Consider the following 24,543-nt stretch of genomic DNA (forward strand, 5'->3'; position numbering starts at 1 on the left):
TCCCTCCTTGATGCCGTCAGTAAACCCTCTGTAAGCGCCTGCTGTACAGCAATAATAAATAAATTTTTCCCTTAAGAAGTTGTTAAGGATTACCCTGTTAAATGGATTACGAAACCAAATTAAAGGGAGAGTTAATATGAAAAAATTCGCTGCTATTGCCGCCATCATGATGATGACCACTGCCCCTGTTTTTGCTGCGCAGGGCGGATTTAACGGCCCGTCTGCCGCACAAACCCAGACCCAAACCCAGGCAGGCGGTTTCGTCGATAATGACGCTAACCTCACCACTGCGGTGAAGGTGAAAGACCTGAAGGACGACAGTTGGGTGAAGCTGCGCGGGAATATCACCCAGCGCCTGTCCGATGACCGCTACACCTTCCGCGATGAGACCGGCACGGTAAACGTGGAGATTGACCACAAGCGCTGGAACGGCGTGACCGTGACCCCGCAGGATAAAGTGGAAATCCAGGGCAAGGTCGATAAAGAGTGGAACGATTTTGAAATCGACGTGAAGCAGGTTATTAAGCTGAACAAATAACCCGGAAAGGGCCGCATAAGCGGCCCTTTTTCTTTGTGACTCAACTCGCCAGATAGGGTAGTATCTGCGGCAATATTGCCTGAAACCCATCGGTTTCTGAGTTGAGGAATCACACGTAATGAGCGATATGGCAGAGCGCCTCGCGCTACATGAATTCACGGAAAACGCCTACCTGAACTACTCCATGTACGTCATCATGGACAGGGCGTTGCCGTTTATCGGGGATGGCCTGAAGCCCGTTCAGCGCCGCATCGTCTATGCGATGTCCGAGCTGGGGCTGAGCGCCACCGCCAAGTTCAAGAAATCCGCCCGTACCGTCGGTGACGTGCTGGGTAAATACCATCCGCACGGCGACAGCGCCTGTTATGAAGCGATGGTGCTGATGGCGCAGCCGTTCTCTTACCGCTATCCGCTGGTGGATGGGCAGGGTAACTGGGGTGCGCCGGACGATCCTAAATCCTTCGCGGCGATGCGTTATACCGAATCCCGTCTGTCTAAATATGCCGAAGTGCTGCTGGGCGAGCTGGGTCAGGGAACCGTTGACTGGGTACCCAACTTCGACGGTACGATGCAGGAGCCGAAGATGCTGCCTGCGCGTCTGCCGAACATCCTGCTGAACGGTACCACCGGTATTGCCGTTGGTATGGCGACGGACATTCCGCCGCACAACCTGCGTGAAGTGGCGAAAGCCGCCATCACCCTGATTGAACAGCCAAAAACCACGCTGGATGATGTACTGGATATCGTGCAGGGGCCGGACTACCCGACCGAAGCCGAAATCATCACCTCGCGCGCGGAAATCCGCAAAATCTATCAGAACGGTCGCGGCTCCGTGCGTATGCGCGCGGTGTGGAATAAAGAAGACGGCGCTGTGGTCATCACCGCGCTGCCGCATCAGGTATCCGGTGCGAAAGTGCTGGAGCAGATCGCCTCCCAGATGCGCAATAAAAAGCTGCCGATGGTGGACGACCTGCGCGACGAATCCGACCACGAGAACCCAACCCGTCTGGTTATCGTGCCGCGCTCCAACCGCGTGGATATGGAGCAGGTGATGAATCACCTGTTCGCCACCACCGATCTGGAAAAAAGCTACCGCATCAACCTGAACATGATCGGCCTCGACGGTCGTCCGGCGGTGAAAAACCTGCTGGAGATCCTCACCGAATGGCTGACCTTCCGCCGCGATACGGTACGCCGTCGTCTGAATCACCGTCTGGAGAAAGTGCTTAAGCGCCTGCATATCCTCGAAGGTTTGCTGGTGGCGTTCCTCAATATCGACGAGGTGATCGAGATCATCCGTACCGAGGACGAACCGAAGCCTGCGCTGATGTCGCGCTTTGGCATCAGCGAAACCCAGGCCGAAGCGATCCTCGAACTGAAGCTGCGCCATCTCGCCAAGCTGGAAGAGATGAAGATCCGCGGTGAGCAGAACGAGCTGGAAAAAGAGCGCGATCAGCTGCAGGCGATCCTGGCGTCCGAACGCAAGATGAACAACCTGCTGAAGAAAGAGCTACAGGCCGATGCCGAGGCTTTTGGTGACGACCGTCGTTCTCCGCTGCACGAGCGCGAAGAAGCGAAGGCGATGAACGAGCACGACATGCAGCCATCCGAGCCGGTGACCATTGTCCTGTCTCAGAGCGGCTGGGTGCGCAGCGCCAAGGGCCACGATATCGACGCGCCTGGGCTCAGCTACAAAGCGGGCGACAGCTTTAAAGCGGCGGTGAAAGGTAAGAGCAACCAGCCGGTTGCGTTTATCGACTCCACTGGTCGCAGCTACGCCATCGACCCGATCACGCTGCCTTCCGCGCGCGGGCAGGGTGAGCCGCTCACCGGCAAGCTGACGCTGCCGCCGGGTGCAACGGTTGACCATATGCTGATGGAAGCCGATGACCAGAAGCTGCTCCTGGCGTCTGATGCGGGCTATGGTTTTATCTGTACCTTTAACGATCTTGTTTCTCGTAACCGTGCCGGTAAGGCGCTGATTAGCCTGCCGGACAACGCTCACGTGATGGCGCCGCTGGTGATCGAGAACGAAAGCGACATGCTGCTGGCGATCACCACCGCCGGCCGTATGCTGATGTTCCCGGTCAGCGACCTGCCGGAACTGTCAAAAGGCAAGGGTAACAAGATCATCAACATCCCGTCGGCGGAGGCCGCGAAAGGCGAAGATGGCCTGGCGCACCTCTTCCTCCTGCCGCCGCAGAGCACGCTGACCATTCATGTCGGCAAGCGTAAAATCAAACTTCGTCCGGAAGAGCTGCAGAAGGTGGTGGGTGAGCGCGGTCGCCGTGGCTCGCTGATGCGCGGTCTGCAGCGTATCGACCGCGTGGAGATTGACTCTCCTGCACGCAGCGCCGTGGGTGACAGCGAAGAGTAATGTCGTGATATCCCCCTCTGCCCGGAGGGGGAATTTCAATAAAATTTCCCGTAAAATCGTTGTTAATTCGTGCGTTGCGATTAACAATACGCGCTCGTAATAAAGTCCTTACCTGGCCACAGGTGAAGTATAATTGTCAGCTGTTGGGGCTTCAGAGGTCGCTATGCTATACATTGTTCGTCTTATTCTTACCGTTATTTACTGCATTCTGGTCTGTATTTTCGGCTGCATCTATTGCCTGTTCAGCCCGCGTAATCCAAAGCATGTTGCCACCTTTGGCCATATGTTTGGTCGCCTTGCGCCGCTGTTTGGCCTGAAAGTTGAAAAACGTCTGCCTGAAGGGGCTGAGAATTTCGGCAACGCTATCTATATCGCTAACCATCAGAACAACTACGATATGGTGACCGCCGCAAACATCGTTTTACCACCGACCGTGACAGTGGGGAAAAAGAGCCTGCTGTGGGTCCCGTTTTTTGGCCTGCTGTACTGGCTTACCGGTAACCTGCTGATTGACCGCAATAATCGCGCAAAAGCGCACAGCACCATTGCCGAAGTGGTGAATCACTTCAAAAAGCGCAAAATCTCTATCTGGATGTTTCCGGAAGGGACGCGCAGCCGTGGTCGTGGCCTGCTGCCTTTTAAAACCGGTGCGTTTCATGCCGCAATTGCGGCGGGCGTTCCAATTATTCCCGTGTGCGTTTCCAATACATCGAATAAGATTAATCTTAACCGCCTGAATAACGGGCTGGTGATTGTCGAAATGCTGCCACCCGTCGATACCAGCAAATACGGTAAAGATCAGGTGCGCGAGCTGGCAGCACACTGCCGTGAGCTGATGGCTCAGCATATTGCGCAGCTCGACAAAGAAGTCGCAGAGAGAGAAGCCGCCGGTAAGATTTAATCCGGCGTTGAAGGGAAAACGAATTCCCGCGTTGTTAGTCGTTTCAGATGGAGCTTATATGTCACTCAGTCGGCGTCAGTTTATTCAGGCTTCGGGGATCGCCCTTTGTGCGGGTGCGATGCCGCTGACAGCCAGCGCCGCCGGGCAGCAGCAGCCGCTGCCCATTCCGCCGTTGATTGAATCCCGTCGTGGGCAGCCACTTTTCCTGACCCTGCAGCGTAGCCACTGGTCCTTTACCCAGGGCACGCGTGCGTCTATCTGGGGGATTAACGGGCGCTACCTTGGGCCGACCATCCGCGTGTGGAATGGCGATGACGTTAAGCTCATCTACAGTAACCGTACCGCTGAGAATGTTGCCATGACCGTCAGCGGCTTACAGGTTCCTGGCCCGTTGATGGGCGGTGCCGCGCGCATGATGTCACCCAATGCTGACTGGGCACCCGTGCTGCCAATCCGCCAGAGTGCGGCAACGCTGTGGTATCACGCTAGCACCCCTAACCGTACCGCTCAGCAGGTCTATAATGGCCTGGCCGGCATGTGGCTGGTGGAAGATGAGGTCAGTAAATCTCTGCCGATCCCAAACCACTACGGTGTGGACGACTTCCCGATTATTATCCAGGACAAACGTCTGGATAATTTCGGTACGCCGGAATACAGCGAGCCGGGCAGCGGTGGCTTTGTGGGTGATACGCTGCTGGTCAACGGTGCACAAAGCCCCTACGTTGAAGTCTCGCGTGGTTGGGTACGCCTGCGCCTGCTCAACGCCTCTAACTCGCGCCGCTATCAGCTCCAGATGAGCGATGGCCGCCCGCTACACGTGATCTCCGGCGACCAGGGTTTTTTACCGGCGCCGGTTTCCGTCAAACAGCTGGCGCTCTCGCCGGGTGAACGTCGTGAAATCCTCGTGGATATGACCAATGGCGATGAAGTGTCTTTGACCTGCGGCGAGGCAGCCAGCATTGTGGATCGCATCCGCGGGTTCTTTGAACCGTCGAGCATTCTTGTCTCCACCCTGGTGCTGACCCTGCGCCCAACCGGTCTGCTGCCGCTGGTCACTGATAGCCTGCCAATGCGTCTGCTGCCGCAGGAGATCATGAGCGGCTCGCCGGTGCGCAGCCGTGATATCAGCCTGGGCGACGATCCGGGTATCAACGGCGCGCTGTGGGATGTGAACCGTATCGACATTACCGCCCAGCAGGGTACGTGGGAGCGCTGGACCGTTCGCTCGGATATGCCGCAGTCGTTCCATATTGAAGGTGTAAGCTTCCTGATCCGCAACGTGAATGGCGCGATGCCGTTCCCGGAAGACCGCGGCTGGAAGGATACCGTCTGGGTGGATGGCCAGGTCGAACTGCTCGTCTACTATGGTCAGCCTTCCTGGCCGCACTTCCCGTTCCTGTTCCACAGCCAGACGCTGGAGATGATGGACAGGGGCTCCGTGGGGCAAATGCTGGTGAATCCGGCGCCGTAAAACGAGTCGGGTGGCGGCTTCGCCTTACCCGACCTACAGGCCCGTAGGCCCGGTAAGCGTAGCGCCACCGGGCAATAAATACCCCTTCATTTCCCGCAATGATCCAGCGTATAATCCCCGCCCTTTTGTCTATTTTTTCTTCGGAAGCATTATGAGCGCAATTTCCCTGATCCAGCCGGATCGTGACCTCTTCTCCTGGCCCCAGTACTGGGCGGCCTGCTTTGGACCGGCGCCATTCCTGCCGATGTCCCGTGAAGAGATGGACCAACTGGGCTGGGACAGCTGCGATATCATTCTGGTCACGGGCGATGCCTACGTTGACCATCCGAGCTTCGGTATGGCCATCTGTGGCCGTATGCTTGAAGCGCAGGGCTTCCGCGTGGGGATCATCTCCCAACCTGACTGGAACAGCAAAGACGACTTTATGCGTCTGGGTAAACCCAACCTGTTCTTCGGCGTGACCGCAGGCAACATGGACTCGATGATCAACCGCTATACCGCCGACCGTAAGCTGCGCCATGACGACGCCTACACGCCGGATAACGTGGCGGGCAAACGCCCTGACCGCGCGACCCTGGTATATACCCAGCGCTGTAAAGAAGCCTGGAAAGATGTGCCGGTGATCCTGGGCGGCATTGAGGCGAGCCTGCGCCGCACCGCGCACTACGACTATTGGTCAGATACCGTTCGCCGCTCGGTGCTGGTGGATTCCAAAGCCGACATGCTGATTTACGGTAACGGCGAGCGTCCGCTGGTGGAAGTGGCGCACCGTCTGTCGCAGGGTGAACCGGTGAACAGCATCCGCGACGTACGCAATACCGCCATCATGGTGAAAGAGGCGCTGCCTGGCTGGAGCGGGGTGGATTCCCGTATCATCGACATGCCGGGCAAAATCGACCCGATCCCACACCCGTACGGCGAAGATCTGCCGTGTGCCGATAACAAGCCGGTAGAGCCAAAGAAGGCGGAAGCGAAGGCTATCGTTGTGCAGCCGCCGCGTCCGAAACCGTGGGAAAAGACCTACGTGCTGCTGCCGTCCTACGAGAAGGTGAAAGCCGACAAGGTGCTCTACGCGCATGCATCCCGTATTCTGCACCATGAAACCAACCCGGGCTGTGCCCGCGCGTTGATGCAGAAGCACGGCGAGCGCTTTATCTGGATCAACCCACCGGCGATCCCGCTTTCCACCGAAGAGATGGACAGCGTCTTTGCGCTGCCGTACAAGCGCGTGCCGCACCCGGCGTACGGCAATGCCCGTATCCCGGCGTATGAGATGATCCGCTTCTCGATCAACATCATGCGCGGCTGCTTCGGTGGCTGTTCCTTCTGCTCCATTACCGAGCACGAAGGACGCATTATCCAGAGCCGCTCTGAAGATTCGATCATCAATGAGATAGAAGCGATTCGCGACTCGGTGCCGGGCTTTACCGGCGTGATATCCGATCTCGGCGGCCCGACCGCGAACATGTACATGCTGCGCTGTAAGTCGCCGCGGGCGGAGCAAACCTGCCGCCGCCTGTCCTGCGTCTATCCGAGCATTTGCGAACATATGGACACCAATCACGAGCCGACGATCAACCTCTATCGCCGCGCGCGTGACCTGAAAGGCATCAAGAAGATCCTGATCGCCTCCGGGGTACGTTACGACATCGCCGTGGAAGATCCGCGCTACATCAAAGAGCTGGCAACGCACCACGTCGGCGGCTACCTGAAGATTGCGCCGGAGCACACCGAAGAAGGCCCGCTGTCGAAGATGATGAAGCCGGGCATGGGCAGCTATGACCGCTTTAAAGAGCTGTTCGATACTTATTCGAAGCAGGCGGGCAAAGAGCAGTATCTGATCCCTTACTTTATCTCTGCGCACCCGGGCACGCGTGATGAGGACATGGTGAACCTGGCGCTGTGGCTGAAGCAGCGTCGCTTCCGTCTGGATCAGGTGCAGAACTTCTATCCTTCACCGCTCGCCAACTCGACGACCATGTATTACACCGGCAAGAACCCGCTGAGTAAGATTGGCTATAAGAGTGAAGAGGTGGTGGTGCCGAAAGGGGATAAACAGCGTCGTCTGCACAAGGCGCTGCTGCGTTATCACGATCCGAAAAACTGGCCGCTGATCCGCCAGGCACTGGAAGAGATGGGCAAAAAACATCTTATCGGCTCGCGTCGCGACTGCCTGGTACCGGCCCCGACGCTGGATGAGATGCGCGAAGCGCGTCGCCAGAATCGCAATACGCGCCCGGCGCTGACCAAGCACACGCCGATTGTGCATCAGCGTTCGAACGGTAATTCCAGCGTGAAGAAACCTGTGAAGCGCAAAGCGTAAAAGAAAACCCCGGCAAGCCGGGGTTTTTTGTAGGCCGGGTATGGCGAAGCCGCCACCCGGCAGCTAGCCGCCAAACTGATCCGGATCGGGCCCTAAACGTTTGCCCTTATCCAGCTTCGCAATTTCGCCCAGCTCATCTTTATCCAGACGGAAATCCCAGACGTCGAAGTTCTCGGCGATGCGGGACGGCGTGACCGATTTCGGGATCACCACCAGGCCGTTGTCCAGATGCCAGCGAATGACGATTTGCGCCGGGGTTTTACCGTATTTATCCGCCAGCTCACGGATAATCTTTTGATCAAACACCCCTTCGCCGCCCTGCGCCAGCGGGCTCCAGGATTCAGTCTGGATTTTATGCGTGGCGTTCCAGGCGTGAAGCTGACGCTGCTGCATCAGCGGGTGCAGCTCAATCTGGTTAATCACAGGTGCGACGCCCGTCTCGTCAATCAGGCGCTGCAGGTGATGAACCTGGAAGTTGCAGACGCCGATGCTTTTCACCAGCCCCTCTTTCTGCAGGTCAATCATTCCTTTCCAGGCATCAACGTAGTGATCGATGGCCGGAACCGGCCAGTGCATCAGCCAGAGATCGACGAAGTCGAGCTGGAGTTTTTCCAGACTCTCCTCCAGGGCTTCGCGGGGGCGTTTTTGATCGTCGTTCCAGAGTTTAGTGGTGATGAATAACTCATCGCGGGAGACGCCGGCGCTGGCCAGTGCCTTACCCACGCCGTCCTCATTTTTGTATGCGGCGGCGGTATCAATCGACCGGTAGCCCACTTCCAGTGCTTTATGAATGGCGGAGACGACCTCGTCGTTACCGGCTTTCCATACACCTAGCCCCAGTTGGGGCATCACGTTGCCGTCCTGCAGCTTGATTACGGTTTGGTTTGCCATTTTTCCTCCTTCAGGTGCGCATCGCCGGAGGGGGACTCCGGCGATGGGATGTGCATTAAGTCTGGACGAAATGTCAAAAAACGAAAGTCGGAAGGACAAAAACGCTTAGCGTGCCGCTTCGTAGATACGACGGCTCACGTCCAGCGTGATGTCGCCGTGCTCGCCCAGTTGGGTCATGCCGTGTTCTTCGAGTTTCGCCAGCAGGGCAGGGATGGAGCTGCCATCCAGACCGTAGCCGGACAGACGCGTTGGCACGCCCAGGCCTTCAAAGAAGTTGCGGGTCGCCTCGATTGCCGCGTCAATACGCGCATCGTCTGAACCCTCGGTGATGTTCCACACGCGCTCGGCGTACTGCAGCAGTTTGGCACGTTTGGTATCACGTTTTTCGTTCCACAGCGCAGGCAGAACAACGGCCAGCGTCTGTGCGTGGTCCAGACCGTGCATCGCCGTCAGCTCGTGGCCCAGCATATGGGTCGCCCAGTCCTGCGGCACGCCAGCCCCGATCAGGCCGTTCAGCGCCTGCGTTGCGGCCCACATCACGTTGGCGCGAACGTCATAGTTTTCCGGCTCTTTCAGCGCTTTCGGACCGTCTTCGACCAGCGTCAGCAAAATGCCTTCCGCGAAGCGATCCTGAATTTTGGCATTGACCGGGTACGTTACGTATTGCTCAACGGTATGCACAAAGGCGTCCACCACGCCGTTCGCCACCTGACGCGCAGGCAGGGTGTAGGTGTAAACCGGGTCCAGGATGGCGAACACGGGCTGAACGTGTTCATTCATAAAGGCCTGCTTATCACCGGTGGTTTTGCGGGAAATCACCGCGCCCTTGTTGGATTCAGAGCCGGTAGCCGGGAGGGTCAGCACGGAGCCCATCGGGATCGCGCTTTTAATGTCGCTGCCGCGGGTTTCCAGGATATGCCACGGATCGACACCGTCTGCGTAGTGGGCTGCCGCCGCGATGAATTTCGTGCCGTCCAGCACGGAACCGCCGCCGACGGCCAGCAGGAAGGTGATGTTCTCTTCGCGGGCGATTTTCACTGCGTTCATCAGCGTTTCGTAAGACGGGTTGGGCTCGATGCCGCCGAACTCACGCACGTCCAGACCGTTCAGGGCGCTATATACCTGATCCAGCACGCCGGTTTTTTTCACGCTGCCGCCACCGTAGGTGATGAGTACGCGGGCGTCAGCAGGGATCTGCGCGCGCAGGTCAGCGATAGTGTCTTTACCAAACAGAATGCGGGTTGGGGTGTGAAGATTAAAGTTGTTCATTGCTCGTTCCCTTTAGTGGGTGAAAAATCGTGGTGGCGCAGAGGGCAACCTGATGCTGCACATTGTGGCTGTCCGGGGCTATCCTCTCAATGCACATTCCTGCCGATGTCTTGCCCATTTCTACAGAGCGCTGGAGAAAGCGTGGGAAACGACGCACACTGTTAACGTCGGAAACCGTACCCGGAGTAACGTAATATGAACCGTGAAGCGATCTGCCATCAGCTCACTGCGCAGATTAAAAGACTGATAGATAACGAAAAAGGTGTCAGCGATTTGCTGCCGGATATTCGCCTGCTTTACGGCACGCAGCCCGGGACGCGCACGCCAGTGATGTACCAGCCGGGCATCGTTTTTCTCTTTTCAGGCCATAAAATTGGCTATATCAACGAGCGCGTGTTTCGCTACGACACCAATGAATACCTGCTCCTGACAGTACCTTTACCCTTTGAATGTGAAACTTTCGCGACAGAGACGGTTCCGCTGGCAGGGATCCGCGTCAATGTCGATATCCTTCAGTTGCAGGAACTGCTGATGGAGATAGGTGAAGATGAGTTCTTCCAGCCTTCGATGGCGTCGAGCGGGATTAACTCGGCGACGTTATCGGAAGAGATCCTTTGCGCCATTGAGCGTCTGCTGGACGTCATGGAGAGGCCGCTGGATGCGCGCATTCTGGGCAAGCAAATTATCCGCGAAATTCTTTACCACGTGCTGCTGGGACCGGGCGGCGGGGCGTTACTGGCTCTGGTGAGCCGACAAACTCACTTTAGCCTGATCAGCCGCGTGCTCAAGCGTATTGAAAGCCAGTACACGGAAAACCTCAGCGTTGACCAGCTCGCCGCGGAAGCGAACATGAGCGTCTCGGCGTTTCACCATAATTTTAAATCGGTGACCAGCACTTCGCCCCTGCAATACCTTAAAACCTACCGGCTGCATAAGGCGCGGATGCTGATGATCCACGATGGCATGAAGGCCAGCGCGGCGGCGATGCGGGTAGGCTACGAAAGTGCGTCGCAGTTCAGTCGGGAGTTTAAGCGGTATTTCGGCGTTACGCCGGGAGAGGATGCGTCACGTATCAGAACCATGCAGGGAGCCTGAGGGGAAACGTAGGCCGGGTAAGCGATAGCGCCACCCGGCTTTTGTTTATGCACTGCAGTACTTTTTCTTAATCACCACCGCAATCGTCCCTACCAGCCCCGCCACCAGCAGGAACATCGGCAGCACCATCAGGAAGGTCATTACCTGGTCTTCATGGTGTTTCACAAAGGGGATCATATTCAGCGCGTAGCCGAGCGTGGTGACCACGCCAACCCACAGCAGCGCGCTCAGCCAGTTGAAGAACTGGAAGCGACGGTTCGACAGACCGGAAATGCCTGCCATTGTCGGCAGAAGGGTGCGAACAAACGCCAGGAAACGCCCCGCCAGCAGCGCCAGCAGGCCGTGCCGATCGAACATGCAGGTCGCACGCTGATGATATTTATGCGGTAACTGCGCCAGCCAGCTTTTAACGACGCGCGTGTTCCCCAGCCAGCGGCCCTGCAGATAGCTCAGCCAGCAGCCCAGGCTGGCTGCGGAGGTGAGGATAACCATCGTTGATGTGAAGTCCATGACGCCTTTGCCGATTAACGCCCCGGCAAGTAAAAGCAGGCTGTCACCGGGTAAAAACGAGGCAGGCAGTAATCCATTTTCCAGAAACAGAGTTGCGAACATCACGAGATAGACGATACCGACGACGTGAGGATCTGCCAGCGCGGCAAAGTCGTGATGCCAGAGCGCCGTGATAATATCTTGAATAACAGCCATGGACTTTCCTGTGGAACAGCAGATATAGCGCTATTGTACTCCCTTATTCCCCCGTCGGGTTTGATCCCGGGCGCAACTCATGCAGACTTTTCTGCTTGCAGTGTCCACAAAAGCGTCCAGGGAGTACATTTTCAGCCAGCACTCTACACGATACGCTCGAACCCTGCTGCTAAATCCGCAATTAAATCGTCCACATTTTCTAAACCAATATGCAGCCGGATCAGGGTGCCGCTGAAGTCCACTTCGCCACCGGGGCGCAGGGCCGCGATCTGCTCCGGTTGGTTAGGCAGGATCAGGGATTCAAAACCGCCCCAGGAGTAGGCCATGCTGAAGAGGGTAAAGTTATCCAGATAGCTTGCCAGCTCGTCGTTATTCAGCCTTTTTTTCAGCACGAACGAGAACAGACCGCTGCTGCCTGTAAAGTCACGCTGCCAGAATTCATGACCTTTACTGCCGGGTAGAGCGGGATGGTTAACGCGCTCAACCAGAGGGTGCTGCGCCAGCCATTCGGCCACCTTCAGGCTGCTTTCATGGTGCTGACGCAGGCGAACCCCCAGCGTGCGGATACCGCGGCTGGTCATGTAGGCTGTGTCTGCGTCCACCATCTGGCCCATCAGGTAAGCATTTTCACGCAGTTGATCCCAGCAGCGCGCGTTGGATACCGCCGTACCTATCATGCCGTCAGAGTGGCCAATCAGGTATTTCGTCGCGGCCTGTATCGAGATATCGATGTCGAACTCCAGCGCTTTAAACAGCACGCCTGCCGCCCAGGTGTTGTCGATCATGACGATCGCCTCTGGCGCTTTACTGCGCACGGCTTTCACGATAGCGGGCACGTCGTGGACTTCCATGGTGAGCGACCCCGGAGATTCCAGGAACACAATGCGCGTGTTTGGCTGAATAAGTTCGGCAATGCCTTCACCAATCAACGGGTCGAACCAGCCGGTCGTTACGCCGAGCTTGTTGAGGATTTTGGTACAGAAGTCCTGGCTGGGTTCATAGGCGGTGTTGGTCATCAGGATATGGTCGCCCTGTTCCACAAACGCCAGAATCGTGTTGGCCACCGCAGCTGCCCCGCACGGGAACAGCGCGCAGCCTGCGCCGCCTTCCAGCTCGCACATCGCTTCCTGTAGAGAAAAATGGGTTAGCGTGCCGCGACGGCCGTAAAACAGCCCGCCTTTTGCGCGGTTACGCGTGGCGATTTTTTTCTCCTCAACGGTGTCAAACACCAGCGAGGAGGCGCGTTGAATCACACTGTTCACCGATCCCTGGGTATATTTTTTGCTGCGTCCTGCCTGTACCAGCGTGGTATCAAGATGCTTCTTTGTCATGTTCGCTAACCCTGTTTTTATACGTCTGGACGTCCAGACTACCACGATTGGAAAAAACTGCACCCGGAGGCTTATCGAATAAGCAGAAAATTTTTGCAAAAATACGCATAAGAAATTTTTCCTGCGTAAGCGCAAGGAAAGTGAACGAAAATTGCGGCACTATGCAAATACTAATGAGAACTACTATCAATTCGACGACGTTTTGATATTATTACGGTCAGATTTTGTGATTTGCGTCCTGGAGATACAGAGTGGGTAATAATTTGATGCAGACGGATCTCTCCGTTTGGGGCATGTATCAACATGCTGACATCGTGGTTAAGATTGTGATGATCGGCCTGATTCTGGCGTCCGTGATCACGTGGGCTATCTTCTTTAGCAAGAGCGCCGAGCTTATTTCGCAAAAGCGTCGCCTCAAGCGGGAGCAGCAGCAGCTGGCCGAAGCCCGCTCTCTGGATCAGGCATCTGACATGACCTCATCCTTCCACGCGAAAAGCCTGACCACCCTGTTAGTGAACGAGGCTCAGAACGAGCTGGAACTCTCCGCGGGCAGTGAAGATAACGAAGGCATCAAAGAGCGTACCGGTTTCCGTCTGGAGCGTCGCGTCGCGGCCGTTGGCCGACACATGGGGCGCGGCAATGGTTATCTGGCGACAATCGGTGCGATCTCACCCTTCATCGGTCTTTTCGGTACGGTCTGGGGCATCATGAACAGCTTTATCGGCATTGCACAGACCCAAACCACCAACCTGGCGGTCGTTGCGCCGGGCATCGCAGAAGCGCTGCTGGCGACGGCAATCGGTCTGGTTGCCGCCATCCCGGCGGTGGTTATTTACAACATCTTCGCGCGTATGATTGGCAGCTACAAAGCTACGCTCGGTGACGTTGCCGCGCAGGTTCTGCTGCTGCAAAGTCGCGATCTCGACCTGAATGCCAGCTCGGTTAAGCCGGTGCATGCGGCGTCTAAACTGCGCGCAGGTTGATACGATGGCGATGCGTCTAAACGAAAATCTGGACGATAACGGCGAAATGCATGAAATCAACGTGACGCCGTTTATCGACGTCATGCTGGTTCTGCTGATTATCTTCATGGTGGCTGCGCCGCTGGCGACGGTCGACGTGAAGGTGAACCTGCCGGCCTCTTCCAGCCAGCCACAGCCGCGCCCGGAGAAGCCTATCTACCTGTCAGTGAAGGCGGATAAATCCATGTTCCTCGGGAACGACCCGGTGACGGCGGACTCAGTCATCCCAGCGCTGGAGCAGCTTACTGGCGGTAAGAAAGACACCACGGTCTTCTTCCGTGCGGATAAAACCGTTGATTACGAAACCATGATGAAGGTAATGGACACGCTGCATCAGGCGGGGTACCTGAAGATTGGACTGGTCGGCGAAGAGAAAGCGGCCGCGAAATGATAAAGAAGCTGGCGGAAGCCGGCTTTTTTTATGTCTGTCGAGTTATTCGTTTTTATTATCCGTTGGTGCGGCCACGGACGTTGTCAGCGCGTCCTCATCAAGCGCAACGCAGGTGACGTTTGAGGTACGGTACTCACCCTCTGACAGTTTGCGCGTCAGACGCAGGGTGGCGATCTCTCTGGCAAGCAGATACTGGTAATTGGCCTCGAGACGTCCCAGAAGCTTCTCTTTCAGCTCTGGACGCTGTTCAATGATGGCGTTCATCACGGCACCGTAAATTTCTTCTTTGACCTGTAGCGGGTAAATATCACGGCGATTCTGCCATTTCAGACGAACCAGCGTCGCCGGGATCGATACCAGGTCTTGTGTAATACGCGTCATCTCGGCATTTTTTGTTTTTCGCAGTGCGTCGAGATTTTGCTTTAAGATAAATTCATCACTTTTTTTATCATCTAAAGTCAAATAAACGTCGTTGTTTTTAATTTCCTTCACGTTAATCTTCCCCCAGGCTATAAAAGATTGGGTTGTTTTTTTCTCGTGTAATTAAATTAAGCCAAATTTCATTGCCCGACTCATTAATTTCTTTGGTTTTTTCGGCCATTATTTGACTTAGTTTCTGGGCATCTATTTCACCTTCGGCCTGCAGGTCATTCAGCAGGTGGACAAGGGCTTCAATTTTTATGGCGCGAAATAAGCGGTCTTTTATATGGCGATCGTGCTCTTCCAGCAACATATTACGGGATTTGCCGGTTTGGGAAACACCAATTAATATATCAGGCTCGAAATCAGAGAGCTTTCTTTTCCCCTGAGTGAAACTGACCTCTTTTTCTGCTTCCGTCGGTTGCTGTTCCACAGGCGTGATGTGGTACTTAGCCGGGACGAGATAGTCGGGCAGCATTTTTAATTTCCTTTAATTTCAACAGGGTGGGGTTGGTAAAGGCGTGAGATTCGTTGACAATATCATGAGGCAAATTTAAAATCAAAAAAAATGGAGCCAACCCATGAACAGCATCTTTTTTACGGTCATCACATTACTATTACTGACCGCTGGTGTTCTTTTATTGATGCAGGAGTTCAATAAAACGAAAGTGTCGAAAGACACCAGTGAATCCCCGCAACCGGAACTCATGACAAAAGAGGAAGGTGAAGACCATTTCTCTGTTTTGATGAACTCCGTTACGCCTGTTTGGTACTGGCGGGTGAACCATGAATATATCGACTTTTTACACGCGACAATTAAGCGCATGAAAATGTCGGAAATTAATGACACGCCCGGACTGTTTGAGGCGCAGCGTCGTTGTAGTGACCTGAATTCAGCAGTGTATAAATATTATGACAATATCAAAAAGCGCTGTCTTAACGGCGAGAAGGTATCTTATTCCGACCTGGACGTATTAAATTTGCGTCAGTGTTTTCGCGAGTTCAGCCTGGAAGCCTACCCGGAGCTGGTGGTGCTGGTCTGGCCGGAGTATGCCCGTCCGGAGGTTAACCCAGACAACGTCTGAGTGACGTACTGGTTAGCTATTGCAAACAGTCAGCGCCGTTGAGCTATACTGGGCGCTGGTTTCTTTTGCAAACAGGACTTTATGGAACGCTTTTTTGAAAACGCCATGTACGCCTCTCGCTGGATACTGGCCCCCGTCTATTTTGGCCTTTCGCTGGCGCTTGTCGCACTGACGATTAAGTTCTTTCAGGAAATCTGGCATGTTCTGCCGAACATTTTTTCCATTGCCGAAGCGGATTTGATTCTGGTTCTGCTGTCGCTGGTAGATATGACCCTGGTGGGCGGACTGCTGGTGATGGTGATGTTCTCCGGCTACGAGAATTTTGTCTCCCAGCTTGATATCGACGAGCGTAAAGAGAAGCTCAGCTGGCTGGGCAAAATGGATGCTTCATCGCTGAAGAATAAAGTGGCCGCGTCGATTGTGGCAATCTCCTCTATCCACCTGCTGCGCGTGTTCATGGACGCGAAGAACGTTCCGGATAACAAACTGATGTGGTACGTCATCATCCATCTGACGTTTGTGCTGTCTGCGTTTGTGATGGGGTATCTGGATAAGATCAGTAAGAAGTAATTCCCCTCACCCCGGCCCTCTCCCCGTGGGTGAGGGCATCAGACCGCACTATTTATCCGACGACGCCTGCCAAAGATTCAACTCCCCATCCGCAACATGCTGGTCAATCCGCTTGAGTTCGTCCTCGGTAAAGCGCAGGTTTTCCAGCGCCTGAACATTCTCTTCCAGCTGTTCCGGACGGCTTGCGCCAATCAGCACTGACGTCACCCGCGCATCTTTCAGCAGCCAGCTTAGCGCCATCTGCGCCATCGTCTGACCACGGGCATGTGCCATCTCATTCAGCAAACGCAGGCTGCTCAGGTTGGCGTCGGTCAGCATTTTCTGCGTCAGGCCGCGCACTTTATTCCCTTCGCGCTGCATGCGTGAACCTTCAGGAATACCGTTCAGGTATTTTCCGGTCAGCAGACCCTGCGCCAGCGGGGTAAAGGCGATACACCCCGTACCGTTTGCTTCCAGCGCGTCCAGCAAACCGGTCTTATCGACCCAGCGGTTGAGCAGGTTATAGGATGGCTGATGAATAAGTAGCGGGATTTTCCATTCGCGAAGCAGGTCAGCCATTTTCTGAGTGCGCTCCGTTGAGTAGGACGAAATCCCGACGTACAGCGCTTTACCGCTCTGCACGGCGTGGGCCAGCGCAGCGGCAGTCTCTTCCATCGGCGTGTTTTCATCCACGCGATGGGAATAGAAAATATCTACGTATTCGACGCCAAGACGCATCAGGCTCTGGTCGAGGCTGGCGAGCAGATATTTGCGTGACCCCCCTGAACCGTACGGCCCCGGCCACATGTCGTAACCTGCCTTGGTGGAGATAATCAGCTCGTCGCGATACGCGGAAAAATCCTCACGCAGCAGGCGGCCGAAATTCTCTTCCGCGCTGCCTGCCGGCGGGCCGTAGTTATTGGCGAGATCGAAATGAGTTATGCCGAGGTCGAAGGCTTTGCGCAGCAGCGCGCGCTGGGTATCAAGAGGCTGGACGTGGCCGAAGCTATGCCACAGTCCGAGTGACAGTGCGGGCAGGCGCAGGCCACTTTTCCCGCAATAACGGTATTGCATATTCTCATAGCGGCCGGGGTAAGGGTACCAGGACATGATGTCTCCTTTTCTTATCGATAATTTTTTGAAACGTCGTTTTCATTCTGAACTTATCACATCACAAAGAGCGAAGATAATGGTTAACGGTAGCTGTGCGACCAGTGAAGCCACGCTAATTAAAAATGATCACAAAACGTTATAATTTCCCTCGTTCCTGCCGATAACGAGAGTAGTACTCGCCTCTGGGCGAACTCACCCTCACGGCAAGGAAGACTTATGAATATGCTCCGTAATTTCACGATCCGCTTCGTCATGCTGATGATTCTCGGGATCTTTTGTTTAATGTGGGCGGGTGTTGGCTTGTACAGCACCTGGTCTCTTTCTCGCGTTTCTGATGGCAATGAAGTGGACCGTCAGTTGGTTAAACAGATGACGGTACTCAGCCAGGGCAACGATCAGTATTTCCGCTTCGTGACCCGTCTGAGCCGCGCAATGGAAGTCAAAGCCGCAGGCGGCACGCCGGATTTGGCCTCTGCCCAACAGGCGCTGGATAACATGGGCAAGAAACTGGCCGAGATGAAAGCGATCTCCCCAGGCCCAATGGATGAGCAGATCTCCTCCCGGGTGATCGGCACCTGGCAGGCGCTGCTTGAACAGGGCGTCACGCCGCAAATGCAGCAGGCGAAGCAGGGGGCTCTGGAGGGATATCGCCAGCAGGCCAACAGCGTTACGCCACCGCTGAGCCGCGCGTTCGGTGCGGCTGCTGAGGAGTTCAACAATGCCGCTGCGAAGTCGCTCGACAGCACCCGCGTGGTGGTGGACGGCCTGACCAGCATGACCCGCACGGTGATTATCGCCGCCACGATTGTCGGCCTGCTGATCCTGCTCTTCACCGACCGCTACCTGGTCGCGATGCTGGTCAAACCGCTTGACCGCATTCGTCAGCAGTTCCGCCAGATTGCTCAGGGCGATCTCAGCCAGCCCATTGAGCCGTTTGGTCGCAACTGCGTGGGACAGCTGGTGCCTCTCCTGAGCGCCATGCAGGACAGCCTGCGTGAAGCGGTCAGTACGATTCGCTCCGGCAGTGAAAATATCTGGCGTGGTGCAACTGAAATCTCCAGCGGTAACAACGATCTCTCTTCCCGTACCGAAGAGCAGGCGGCCGCGCTGGAAGAGACGGCTGCCAGCATGGAAGAGCTGACCGCCACGGTGAAACTGAACGCGGAAAGCGCGCGTCAGGCAAGCCAGCTGGCCGATGTGGCCTCAACTACCGCCAGCCGCGGCGGATCGCTGGTGGAAGAGGTGGTGAGCACCATGAGCGGTATCTCTGAAAGCTCGAAGAAAATTGCTGAAATCACTAACGTCATCAACAGCATTGCTTTCCAGACCAACATTCTGGCGCTTAACGCGGCGGTTGAAGCAGCGCGTGCGGGCGAGCAGGGTCGTGGTTTCGCCGTGGTGGCAGGTGAAGTCCGCAACCTGGCAAGCCGCAGCGCCAACGCGGCCAAAGAGATTGAGGGGCTGATTACCGATTCGGTTTCCCGAGTAGAGCAGGGGGCGAAGCTGGTGAGCGACACGGGCACCACCATGGATGCGATTTTGCGTGACGTGACGGAAGTGACGACCATTATGAAGCAAATCGCATCGGCTTCTGAGGAGCAAAGCAAGGGGATTTCTCAGGTCGGTATCGCCATTACCCAGATGGACGGCGTCACCCAGCAAAACGCCTCGCTGGTGGAGGAAGTTTCCGCCGCGGCGGCGGCGCTGGAGCGGCAGACCGAAGATCTTCAACGCTCGGTGCAAAAATTCCGCCTCACGGCATAATGCAATTTTACAAGGCCGCCCTGTGCGGCCTTGCTTTATTAGCGTCTTCCACATTCAGCGCGCTCTGAAACTGCTATTCTTTGGCTAACCCCACTGACGTTCTGGGCTCCTTCTGCGAGGTGTTGCTATGAACAGATCGTTATATGTCATCCCTTTCCTTTCTTTCACGTTTCTTGTGCTGTTCCCGGTTTCTGCCAGCGCGACCGATCAGGCTCAGGAACGGCGCGTGGCGCGTGATGTCAGACAGGAAACCCGCGACGCGTCACGACAGGTGAAACAGACCTGCGTGGCGAACAATAACCAGAGCAATCACGACTGCCGTCAGGACAAACGGCAGATGAAACAGGCTGGAAGACAGAAAGCGCGGGACATTAAGTATTAATCAGATTTGCGAGATGGCTTCCGGGAATGCCCCTTGTCGCCTCGTGCTAATCGCAGTATCTTCTTGCCGCGCCTGCAAAATCAGGCGTCGGGATTGACCTCCTGGTATAAGTTACAGGTGACATGGATTACTATGTCGCGCGCACGGTTTCACCTCAATGGCGGACCGGGCGGGGGCGTCGAAAGACGCGCCGGTTTCCTGTAACGCCGGTAAGGTCAACCTCGTCTGGCTCCGCCACCCGTGAGATTGACCTCTCCGATGGCGGATATAAATACCGTTACAGGAGGCTGCCATCATGGCTACAACCCCAACCCAGACACACGCGTTATTTACCACGCCGTTTTCTCATACCACCGATTTCACCGAGCTGGCAGACAACTGCGAGCACTATGCTTATTCTCTGGTGGAGTGTGACGACATCACCGAGAAGCTGGCGTTATGCGGGCGTCTCTCCACCTGTCTGGCGCTGCTGCAACCCACGCTCCACGAGCCTGTTCCCGCGCATTTGCTCCCGCATTTTATCGTGAACGATCTTCCCGCACGGCTGCCTGCTTTCGAACCGGAGAGCGATCAACTCGGGCAATACTGCCAGGTCTTAACCCAGTTGCTGATCGGCCGCGCTCTGCCACAGGAGATGGCGCGCGTGATAGAGGATTTGCTGTGTGAGCTGGTGGGATATTACGCCGATACGCTGAAAGCGCCGCGCTGGATAAATACGCCGGAAGGTCATATCGCAATTAATTAAGATTGTCTTCTGTTGCCGGGTAGCGGCTGCGCCTTACCCGGCCTGCGTTATTATTTTTATATGTTAATGTAACAATATATTTGGCATTTTCTGCACCGTAAAAACGATGATTATTAATATAGTCTTAAGCTCCTCCCGACATAATTAATTTTCTTATTTTATCGGAAATAATACAGTCTATGAAAAAGCTCTATATCGTATTGGCCGCAATGGCAGGCTTGGCTATGGTCAATTCAGCAATGGCGCAAAGCGTCACCGTGGATGTCCCGAGCGGTTATAAAGTGGTGATTGTCCCGTCATCCACCACGGTTCCGGAGGCGGTAAGCATCTCGCCAGCACCGTCACAAACTGTTTATGCCGCGCCAGCGCCTGCTCCGGTTTATCACCCGCGTGCGCGACATGTGGCGAGCGTGGCGGAAGGGATGGTGATTGAGCATCAGTATGACGATCATCATTGATGCTTCACATTCAGGAATGCGGCAGCAGGCTAAGCGCCTGCATAACTGCCGCCTGCAATCGTGATTCCGGAACACCGTCCCGGGCCTGCACCGACAAACCATGTAAAAAGACGGCAAAATAATCTCCCAAACTCTCTGCATCGGTCGTATCCGGGAGTTCACCGTTATGCACTGCCTGATGGAGACGGTCGATGATCTGCTGCGTACGCTGCAGGCGATGCTGTGCCAGCCAGGTTTTGAGCGTTTCATTTTCCGCACTGACGCTGGCTGCAGAGGCCACTACCATACATCCTTGCGGCAAATCCGGATGGCAGTACAGGTGAACCGCATCCATTAACAGCGTCTGGATGGTATCCCGCACGTTGCCCCCTGCGGATAAGGCCCGATCTGCAAAACCGCCTTCCTGTTTTTCGTAATCTGCAATTGCTTCCCGAAAGAGCTGCTCTTTTGAACCGAACGCCTTGTAAATACGTGCCGATGCAATCCCCAGCTCTGCTACCAGATCAGACATTGAGGTTCCTTCATAACCCTGTCGCCAGAACAGGTTGCGCGCTTTGATAAGCGCCTGGTCACGATCGAACTGGCGCGGTCTGCCTGCCATTTTGTTGCTCCGGTTGGTCCTGAATTCAGTGCAACAGGATCGCTTAAATCATCTGGATTACCAACGAAATTATAATTTTCGCTTGCGGTTATCCGGCTTTACTCCTATTGTTTGTCGATTGACAAACAATAGGAGTATACAATGAAAACCCTTAAAGGTCCCTCTCTCCATCTCGCTCAGTTCAGCGATGATGCGACCCCGTTCAATAGTTTACCTGCGATAGCCAGGTGGGCAGCGGAAACGGGTTTTAGCGCTTTGCAAATTCCAGCATGGGATCGCCGCCTTTTCGATGTCGCGACGGCGGCAGAAAGCCAGACTTACTGCGACGATCTGACCGGTATGCTGGCGGAGCATGGCCTGGTGGTGAGTGAACTGACCAGCCATATCTTCGGCCAATTGATGGCGGTGCATCCGGCCTACGACAGCTTATGTGACAGCTTCGCGCCGCCGGAAGTACACGGCAACCCGCAAGCGCGCGGTGAATGGGCACAGCAACAGATGCTGATGGCGGTCAAGGCCTCCGCCAGGCTTGGACTCAGCGATCTGGGCACCTTCTCTGGCTCGCTGGCGTGGCCCTATTTGTTCCCATTCCCGCAGCGCCCGGAAGGGTTAATTGAAACCGCCTTTGACGAGCTGGCCAGGCGCTGGATGCCGGTGCTCAACGCCTGTGACGAGCAGGGTATTAACCTCTGCTATGAGATCCACCCGAGCGAAGATCTGCATGATGGGGTGACGTTTGAAATGTTTTATCAAAGGGTGAAAGAGCATCCCCGCTGCCGGATACTTTTCGACCCCAGCCACATGGTGCTACAGCAGCTTAACTATCTGGAGTTTGTTGATATTTATAAGGACATGATCAACATGTTCCACGTCAAAGACGCTGAATTTAATCCAACTGGTCGTCAGGGCATTTATGGTGGCTATCAGTCATGGGTTGATCGTGCAGGACGTTTTCGCTCATTAGGTGACGGTCAGGTGGATTTCAGGGCTATTTTCTCGAAGCTGACTCAATACGATTATGCCGGCTGGGCAACCCTGGAATGGGAGTGCTGTCTGAAAAATCCGCTGGATGGTGCCAGAGAAGGGGCTGCGTTCATCCGCGACCATATTATTCACATCACCGATAAAGTCTTCGATGATTTCGCCGGTGCACCGGTGAACCCTCAACAAATCAACACATTACTCGGCATCCGCTAAGCCACGACCTTACAGGGAGTCCCCATGGAACAACAATACGGTGAGATCGCACATGCGGATCTCAGGGCAGAACACGTCTATACGAAAGTGAACGGACAGCGCATCCACTGCGTCGTGGCGGGAAAAGGTCAACCGGTATTACTGATACCGGGCTGGCCGCAGACCTGGTATACCTGGCGCTATGTCCTTCAGGCGCTGGCAGCGGCGGGTTTTCAGGCGATAGCGGTTGATCCGCCCGGTATCGGGGAATCTGATAAACCGCGCGACGGCTATGACACCGGACGTGTCGGTGCCATGCTGCATACCATGATGGAGCAGCTGGGCCATTCGCGTTATAGCATAGTGGGTCACGATATCGGCATGTGGGTTGGTTATGCCATGGCGAGCGATTTTCCTCAGGCGATAGAAAAACTTGTGCTGACAGAAGCGGTTATCCCTGGACTGGCACCACCACCGCCGATTTTTGTCGCACCGGAAGAGAACATCTTTCTCTGGCACTTCATGTTCAATCAACTGGCGGATCTACCCGAAACCCTTACCAGCGGGCGCGAATCACAGTATCTCAGCTATATTTTCGACCGCTGGTCTCATCGGCGTGAACGGGTTGCCGCAGAGGTGTATATTGCCGCCTATTCAACACCCGGCGGGCTGCGTGCGGGCTTCGACTATTATCGCGCTATCCCGGAAACCATTCGGCAGAACCAGCGCCGTGCGCAAACGCCTTTAGCCATGCCGGTGTTAACGGTGGGAGCCGAACATGCTACGCGCGATGCGCCGCTGATAACCCTGCAGGGCAATGCCCTTGATCTGCGTGGCGAGACGGTGGCGGACTGCGGGCATTTTATTACCGAAGAGTGTCATGAGGCGTTTATTGGGCTGATCGTACCATTTCTCTCAGAGGACACCGATCGTGCCGCTTGATAAACATATTGCTGACTTTCTGGCAGCGTTATCGGGCGCGCCGCTACCGATGTCGTTAGCCGAACTGCGTGCCGCCACCGAAGTTGATTTGTTGCGGCTGCAGGGAGAGGATGAATTACGCGATGACATGCAGGATTACGTTGTCATCGCCGATGATGGTTACGCCATTACCCTTCGTGCCTATACCCCCGCCGCCTCAAACGCGGACATCGCGCAGCCTGCAATGCTGTTTGCTCACGGCGGCGGATGGTGTCTGGGTTCGCTCTCGCTGTACGATCGACCCTGTCAGGCATTGGCTAATGCCACTGGCCGGAAAATACTCTCCGTGGATTACCGTCTGGCACCGGAGTTCCCCTTCCCAAGGCCGTTAGAAGATGTTTATCAGGCACTGTGCTGGGCCAGTGAACAGGCTGCGCTTCTGGGTATTGATGCTACCCGTCTGGCGGTGGGTGGCGACAGTGCAGGCGGCAATCTTGCTGCAGCGACAACTCTGCTGGCCCGCGATCGTGGCGGGCCTCACATTGAGCATCAGTTGCTGCTCTACCCGGCGTTAACTCGCGAAATGTCGACCGAAAGCTATCGTGAATTTGCTGAAGGTTATTATTTAACGCGCGATGCGATGGCGTTTTGCTGGGAAAACTATCTGGGAGAGCGTCGTCATCCTTATGCCGAGCCGCTGCATATGGCCTCGCTGAGGGGGTTACCGCCAGCAACCATCCTGAGTTGTGAATACGATCCCCTGCGCGATGAGGCTGAAGCATATGCGCGGCGGCTTGAGGAGTATGGGGTGCCTGTTCGCTGTGAACGGCTACCGGGCATGGTGCACGCCTGTATTCATATGTCAGGGTTAACGCCCGCTGCGCGTCGGGTGTTTGAACGGGCTTGTATATAGTTCAGAGGGGGCTTCGTTTTCCAGGCGGAGCCCTGCTCATTTCAGTATCTTTTCCTCCGAAATTTGCCTTCGGTACATCCGGGATCGTGCTTTGGGGCAATT

General features: G+C 55.4%; 25 protein-coding genes. 17 read left to right on the top strand and 8 right to left on the bottom strand.

Going from position 1 to position 24,543, the window contains the following annotated elements:
* The first annotated feature begins 136 nt into the window (after positions 1 to 136).
* The 5 genes from E3U32_RS10475 to E3U32_RS10495 all read left to right on the top strand — a co-directional run bounded on the left by E3U32_RS10475 (position 137) and on the right by E3U32_RS10495 (position 7,610).
* Positions 137 to 538, top strand: a complete 402-nt coding sequence (locus E3U32_RS10475) for a YgiW/YdeI family stress tolerance OB fold protein (protein ID WP_134348737.1) — start codon at positions 137 to 139, stop codon at positions 536 to 538.
* Positions 539 to 656: 118 nt separating this feature from the next.
* Positions 657 to 2,915 carry a DNA topoisomerase IV subunit A gene (gene parC, locus E3U32_RS10480; RefSeq protein WP_134348738.1) on the top strand — a complete coding sequence of 753 codons (2,259 nt, stop codon included), beginning with the start codon at positions 657 to 659 and terminating at the stop codon, positions 2,913 to 2,915.
* Positions 2,916 to 3,078: 163 nt separating this feature from the next.
* Complete coding sequence (gene plsC, locus E3U32_RS10485) at positions 3,079 to 3,816, top strand: 1-acylglycerol-3-phosphate O-acyltransferase (protein WP_134348739.1); 738 nt, start codon at positions 3,079 to 3,081, stop codon at positions 3,814 to 3,816.
* A 58-nt stretch (positions 3,817 to 3,874) separates the two neighbouring features.
* On the top strand, positions 3,875 to 5,287 hold the full coding sequence (gene ftsP / locus E3U32_RS10490) for a cell division protein FtsP (RefSeq protein WP_134348740.1): 1,413 nt from the start codon (positions 3,875 to 3,877) through the stop codon (positions 5,285 to 5,287).
* A gap of 151 nt (positions 5,288 to 5,438) precedes the next feature.
* Positions 5,439 to 7,610, top strand: coding sequence for a YgiQ family radical SAM protein (locus E3U32_RS10495; protein WP_134348741.1), 2,172 nt, complete (start codon positions 5,439 to 5,441; stop codon positions 7,608 to 7,610).
* A gap of 63 nt (positions 7,611 to 7,673) precedes the next feature.
* Here the strand turns inward: E3U32_RS10495 and dkgA are convergent, their stop codons facing one another.
* Positions 7,674 to 8,501 (bottom strand): 2,5-didehydrogluconate reductase DkgA, encoded by an 828-nt coding sequence (gene dkgA, locus E3U32_RS10500; protein WP_134348742.1) that lies wholly within the window; start codon positions 8,499 to 8,501, stop codon positions 7,674 to 7,676.
* Positions 8,502 to 8,606: 105 nt separating this feature from the next.
* Positions 8,607 to 9,770 carry an alcohol dehydrogenase gene (gene yqhD / locus E3U32_RS10505; protein ID WP_134348743.1) on the bottom strand — a complete coding sequence of 388 codons (1,164 nt, stop codon included), beginning with the start codon at positions 9,768 to 9,770 and terminating at the stop codon, positions 8,607 to 8,609.
* A gap of 195 nt (positions 9,771 to 9,965) precedes the next feature.
* On the opposite strand from yqhD, the gene E3U32_RS10510 reads away from it, so the two are divergent.
* Positions 9,966 to 10,865: an AraC family transcriptional regulator gene (locus tag E3U32_RS10510; RefSeq protein WP_134348744.1), complete on the top strand. Its 900-nt coding sequence runs from the start codon at positions 9,966 to 9,968 to the stop codon at positions 10,863 to 10,865.
* 45 nt (positions 10,866 to 10,910) lie between these two features.
* Here E3U32_RS10510 and E3U32_RS10515 read toward each other — a convergent pair whose 3' ends face one another.
* Positions 10,911 to 11,570 carry a DedA family protein gene (locus E3U32_RS10515; RefSeq protein WP_134348745.1) on the bottom strand — a complete coding sequence of 220 codons (660 nt, stop codon included), beginning with the start codon at positions 11,568 to 11,570 and terminating at the stop codon, positions 10,911 to 10,913.
* A gap of 143 nt (positions 11,571 to 11,713) precedes the next feature.
* Positions 11,714 to 12,901 carry a cystathionine beta-lyase gene (metC, locus tag E3U32_RS10520; protein ID WP_134348746.1) on the bottom strand — a complete coding sequence of 396 codons (1,188 nt, stop codon included), beginning with the start codon at positions 12,899 to 12,901 and terminating at the stop codon, positions 11,714 to 11,716.
* Positions 12,902 to 13,152: 251 nt separating this feature from the next.
* Between metC and exbB the strand changes: the two genes are divergently transcribed.
* Together exbB and exbD are read left to right on the top strand one after the other, a co-directional pair.
* Positions 13,153 to 13,884: a tol-pal system-associated acyl-CoA thioesterase gene (gene exbB / locus E3U32_RS10525; RefSeq protein WP_134348747.1), complete on the top strand. Its 732-nt coding sequence runs from the start codon at positions 13,153 to 13,155 to the stop codon at positions 13,882 to 13,884.
* Positions 13,885 to 13,888: 4 nt separating this feature from the next.
* Positions 13,889 to 14,314, top strand: a complete 426-nt coding sequence (exbD, locus tag E3U32_RS10530) for a TonB system transport protein ExbD (RefSeq protein WP_134348748.1) — start codon at positions 13,889 to 13,891, stop codon at positions 14,312 to 14,314.
* A 42-nt stretch (positions 14,315 to 14,356) separates the two neighbouring features.
* Here exbD and E3U32_RS10535 read toward each other — a convergent pair whose 3' ends face one another.
* Positions 14,357 to 14,806, bottom strand: coding sequence for a cytoplasmic protein (locus E3U32_RS10535; protein ID WP_134348749.1), 450 nt, complete (start codon positions 14,804 to 14,806; stop codon positions 14,357 to 14,359).
* A gap of 1 nt (position 14,807) precedes the next feature.
* On the bottom strand, positions 14,808 to 15,212 hold the full coding sequence (locus E3U32_RS10540) for a hypothetical protein (RefSeq protein WP_134348750.1): 405 nt from the start codon (positions 15,210 to 15,212) through the stop codon (positions 14,808 to 14,810).
* Between the two features lie 103 nt (positions 15,213 to 15,315).
* Here E3U32_RS10540 and E3U32_RS10545 point away from each other — a divergent pair, with 103 nt between their 5' ends.
* Positions 15,316 to 15,819 (top strand): ESA_00282 family adhesion-associated protein, encoded by a 504-nt coding sequence (locus E3U32_RS10545; protein WP_134348751.1) that lies wholly within the window; start codon positions 15,316 to 15,318, stop codon positions 15,817 to 15,819.
* A gap of 81 nt (positions 15,820 to 15,900) precedes the next feature.
* Positions 15,901 to 16,389 carry a TIGR00645 family protein gene (locus E3U32_RS10550; RefSeq protein WP_047347852.1) on the top strand — a complete coding sequence of 163 codons (489 nt, stop codon included), beginning with the start codon at positions 15,901 to 15,903 and terminating at the stop codon, positions 16,387 to 16,389.
* 48 nt (positions 16,390 to 16,437) lie between these two features.
* On the opposite strand, the gene E3U32_RS10555 is transcribed toward E3U32_RS10550, so the two are convergent.
* Positions 16,438 to 17,478, bottom strand: a complete 1,041-nt coding sequence (locus tag E3U32_RS10555; RefSeq protein ID WP_134348752.1) for an aldo/keto reductase — start codon at positions 17,476 to 17,478, stop codon at positions 16,438 to 16,440.
* A gap of 219 nt (positions 17,479 to 17,697) precedes the next feature.
* Between E3U32_RS10555 and E3U32_RS10560 the strand changes: the two genes are divergently transcribed.
* The 4 genes from E3U32_RS10560 (at position 17,698) to E3U32_RS10575 (ending at position 20,830) form a co-directional block, all read left to right on the top strand.
* On the top strand, positions 17,698 to 19,245 hold the full coding sequence (locus E3U32_RS10560; RefSeq protein ID WP_134348753.1) for a methyl-accepting chemotaxis protein: 1,548 nt from the start codon (positions 17,698 to 17,700) through the stop codon (positions 19,243 to 19,245).
* 127 nt (positions 19,246 to 19,372) lie between these two features.
* Positions 19,373 to 19,627 (top strand): hypothetical protein, encoded by a 255-nt coding sequence (locus E3U32_RS10565; RefSeq protein ID WP_134348754.1) that lies wholly within the window; start codon positions 19,373 to 19,375, stop codon positions 19,625 to 19,627.
* Positions 19,628 to 19,922: 295 nt separating this feature from the next.
* The gene (locus E3U32_RS10570; RefSeq protein WP_134348755.1) at positions 19,923 to 20,372 is read left to right on the top strand and encodes a hypothetical protein; all 450 of its coding nucleotides are present in this window, start codon (positions 19,923 to 19,925) and stop codon (positions 20,370 to 20,372) included.
* A 179-nt stretch (positions 20,373 to 20,551) separates the two neighbouring features.
* Positions 20,552 to 20,830 (top strand): hypothetical protein, encoded by a 279-nt coding sequence (locus E3U32_RS10575; protein WP_134348756.1) that lies wholly within the window; start codon positions 20,552 to 20,554, stop codon positions 20,828 to 20,830.
* A 10-nt stretch (positions 20,831 to 20,840) separates the two neighbouring features.
* On the opposite strand, the gene E3U32_RS10580 is transcribed toward E3U32_RS10575, so the two are convergent.
* Positions 20,841 to 21,431, bottom strand: coding sequence for a TetR/AcrR family transcriptional regulator (locus E3U32_RS10580; RefSeq protein WP_134348757.1), 591 nt, complete (start codon positions 21,429 to 21,431; stop codon positions 20,841 to 20,843).
* Positions 21,432 to 21,572: 141 nt separating this feature from the next.
* On the opposite strand from E3U32_RS10580, the gene E3U32_RS10585 reads away from it, so the two are divergent.
* Genes E3U32_RS10585 through E3U32_RS10595 form a run of 3 tightly spaced genes read left to right on the top strand, consistent with a single transcriptional unit; the run spans position 21,573 to position 24,441 of the window.
* Positions 21,573 to 22,628 carry a sugar phosphate isomerase/epimerase family protein gene (locus E3U32_RS10585; RefSeq protein ID WP_134348758.1) on the top strand — a complete coding sequence of 352 codons (1,056 nt, stop codon included), beginning with the start codon at positions 21,573 to 21,575 and terminating at the stop codon, positions 22,626 to 22,628.
* Between the two features lie 24 nt (positions 22,629 to 22,652).
* Complete coding sequence (locus E3U32_RS10590) at positions 22,653 to 23,549, top strand: alpha/beta fold hydrolase (protein ID WP_134348759.1); 897 nt, start codon at positions 22,653 to 22,655, stop codon at positions 23,547 to 23,549.
* A complete protein-coding gene (locus tag E3U32_RS10595; RefSeq protein ID WP_134348760.1) occupies positions 23,539 to 24,441 on the top strand; it encodes an alpha/beta hydrolase in 903 nt (300 codons plus the stop codon). The genes E3U32_RS10590 and E3U32_RS10595 overlap by 11 nt, the downstream gene beginning before the upstream one ends.
* Positions 24,442 to 24,543 lie beyond the last annotated feature (102 nt).

The sequence above is a fragment of the Lelliottia nimipressuralis genome (genome assembly GCF_004402045.1).
GTDB classification, from domain to species: Bacteria; Pseudomonadota; Gammaproteobacteria; order Enterobacterales; family Enterobacteriaceae; genus Enterobacter; species Enterobacter chinensis.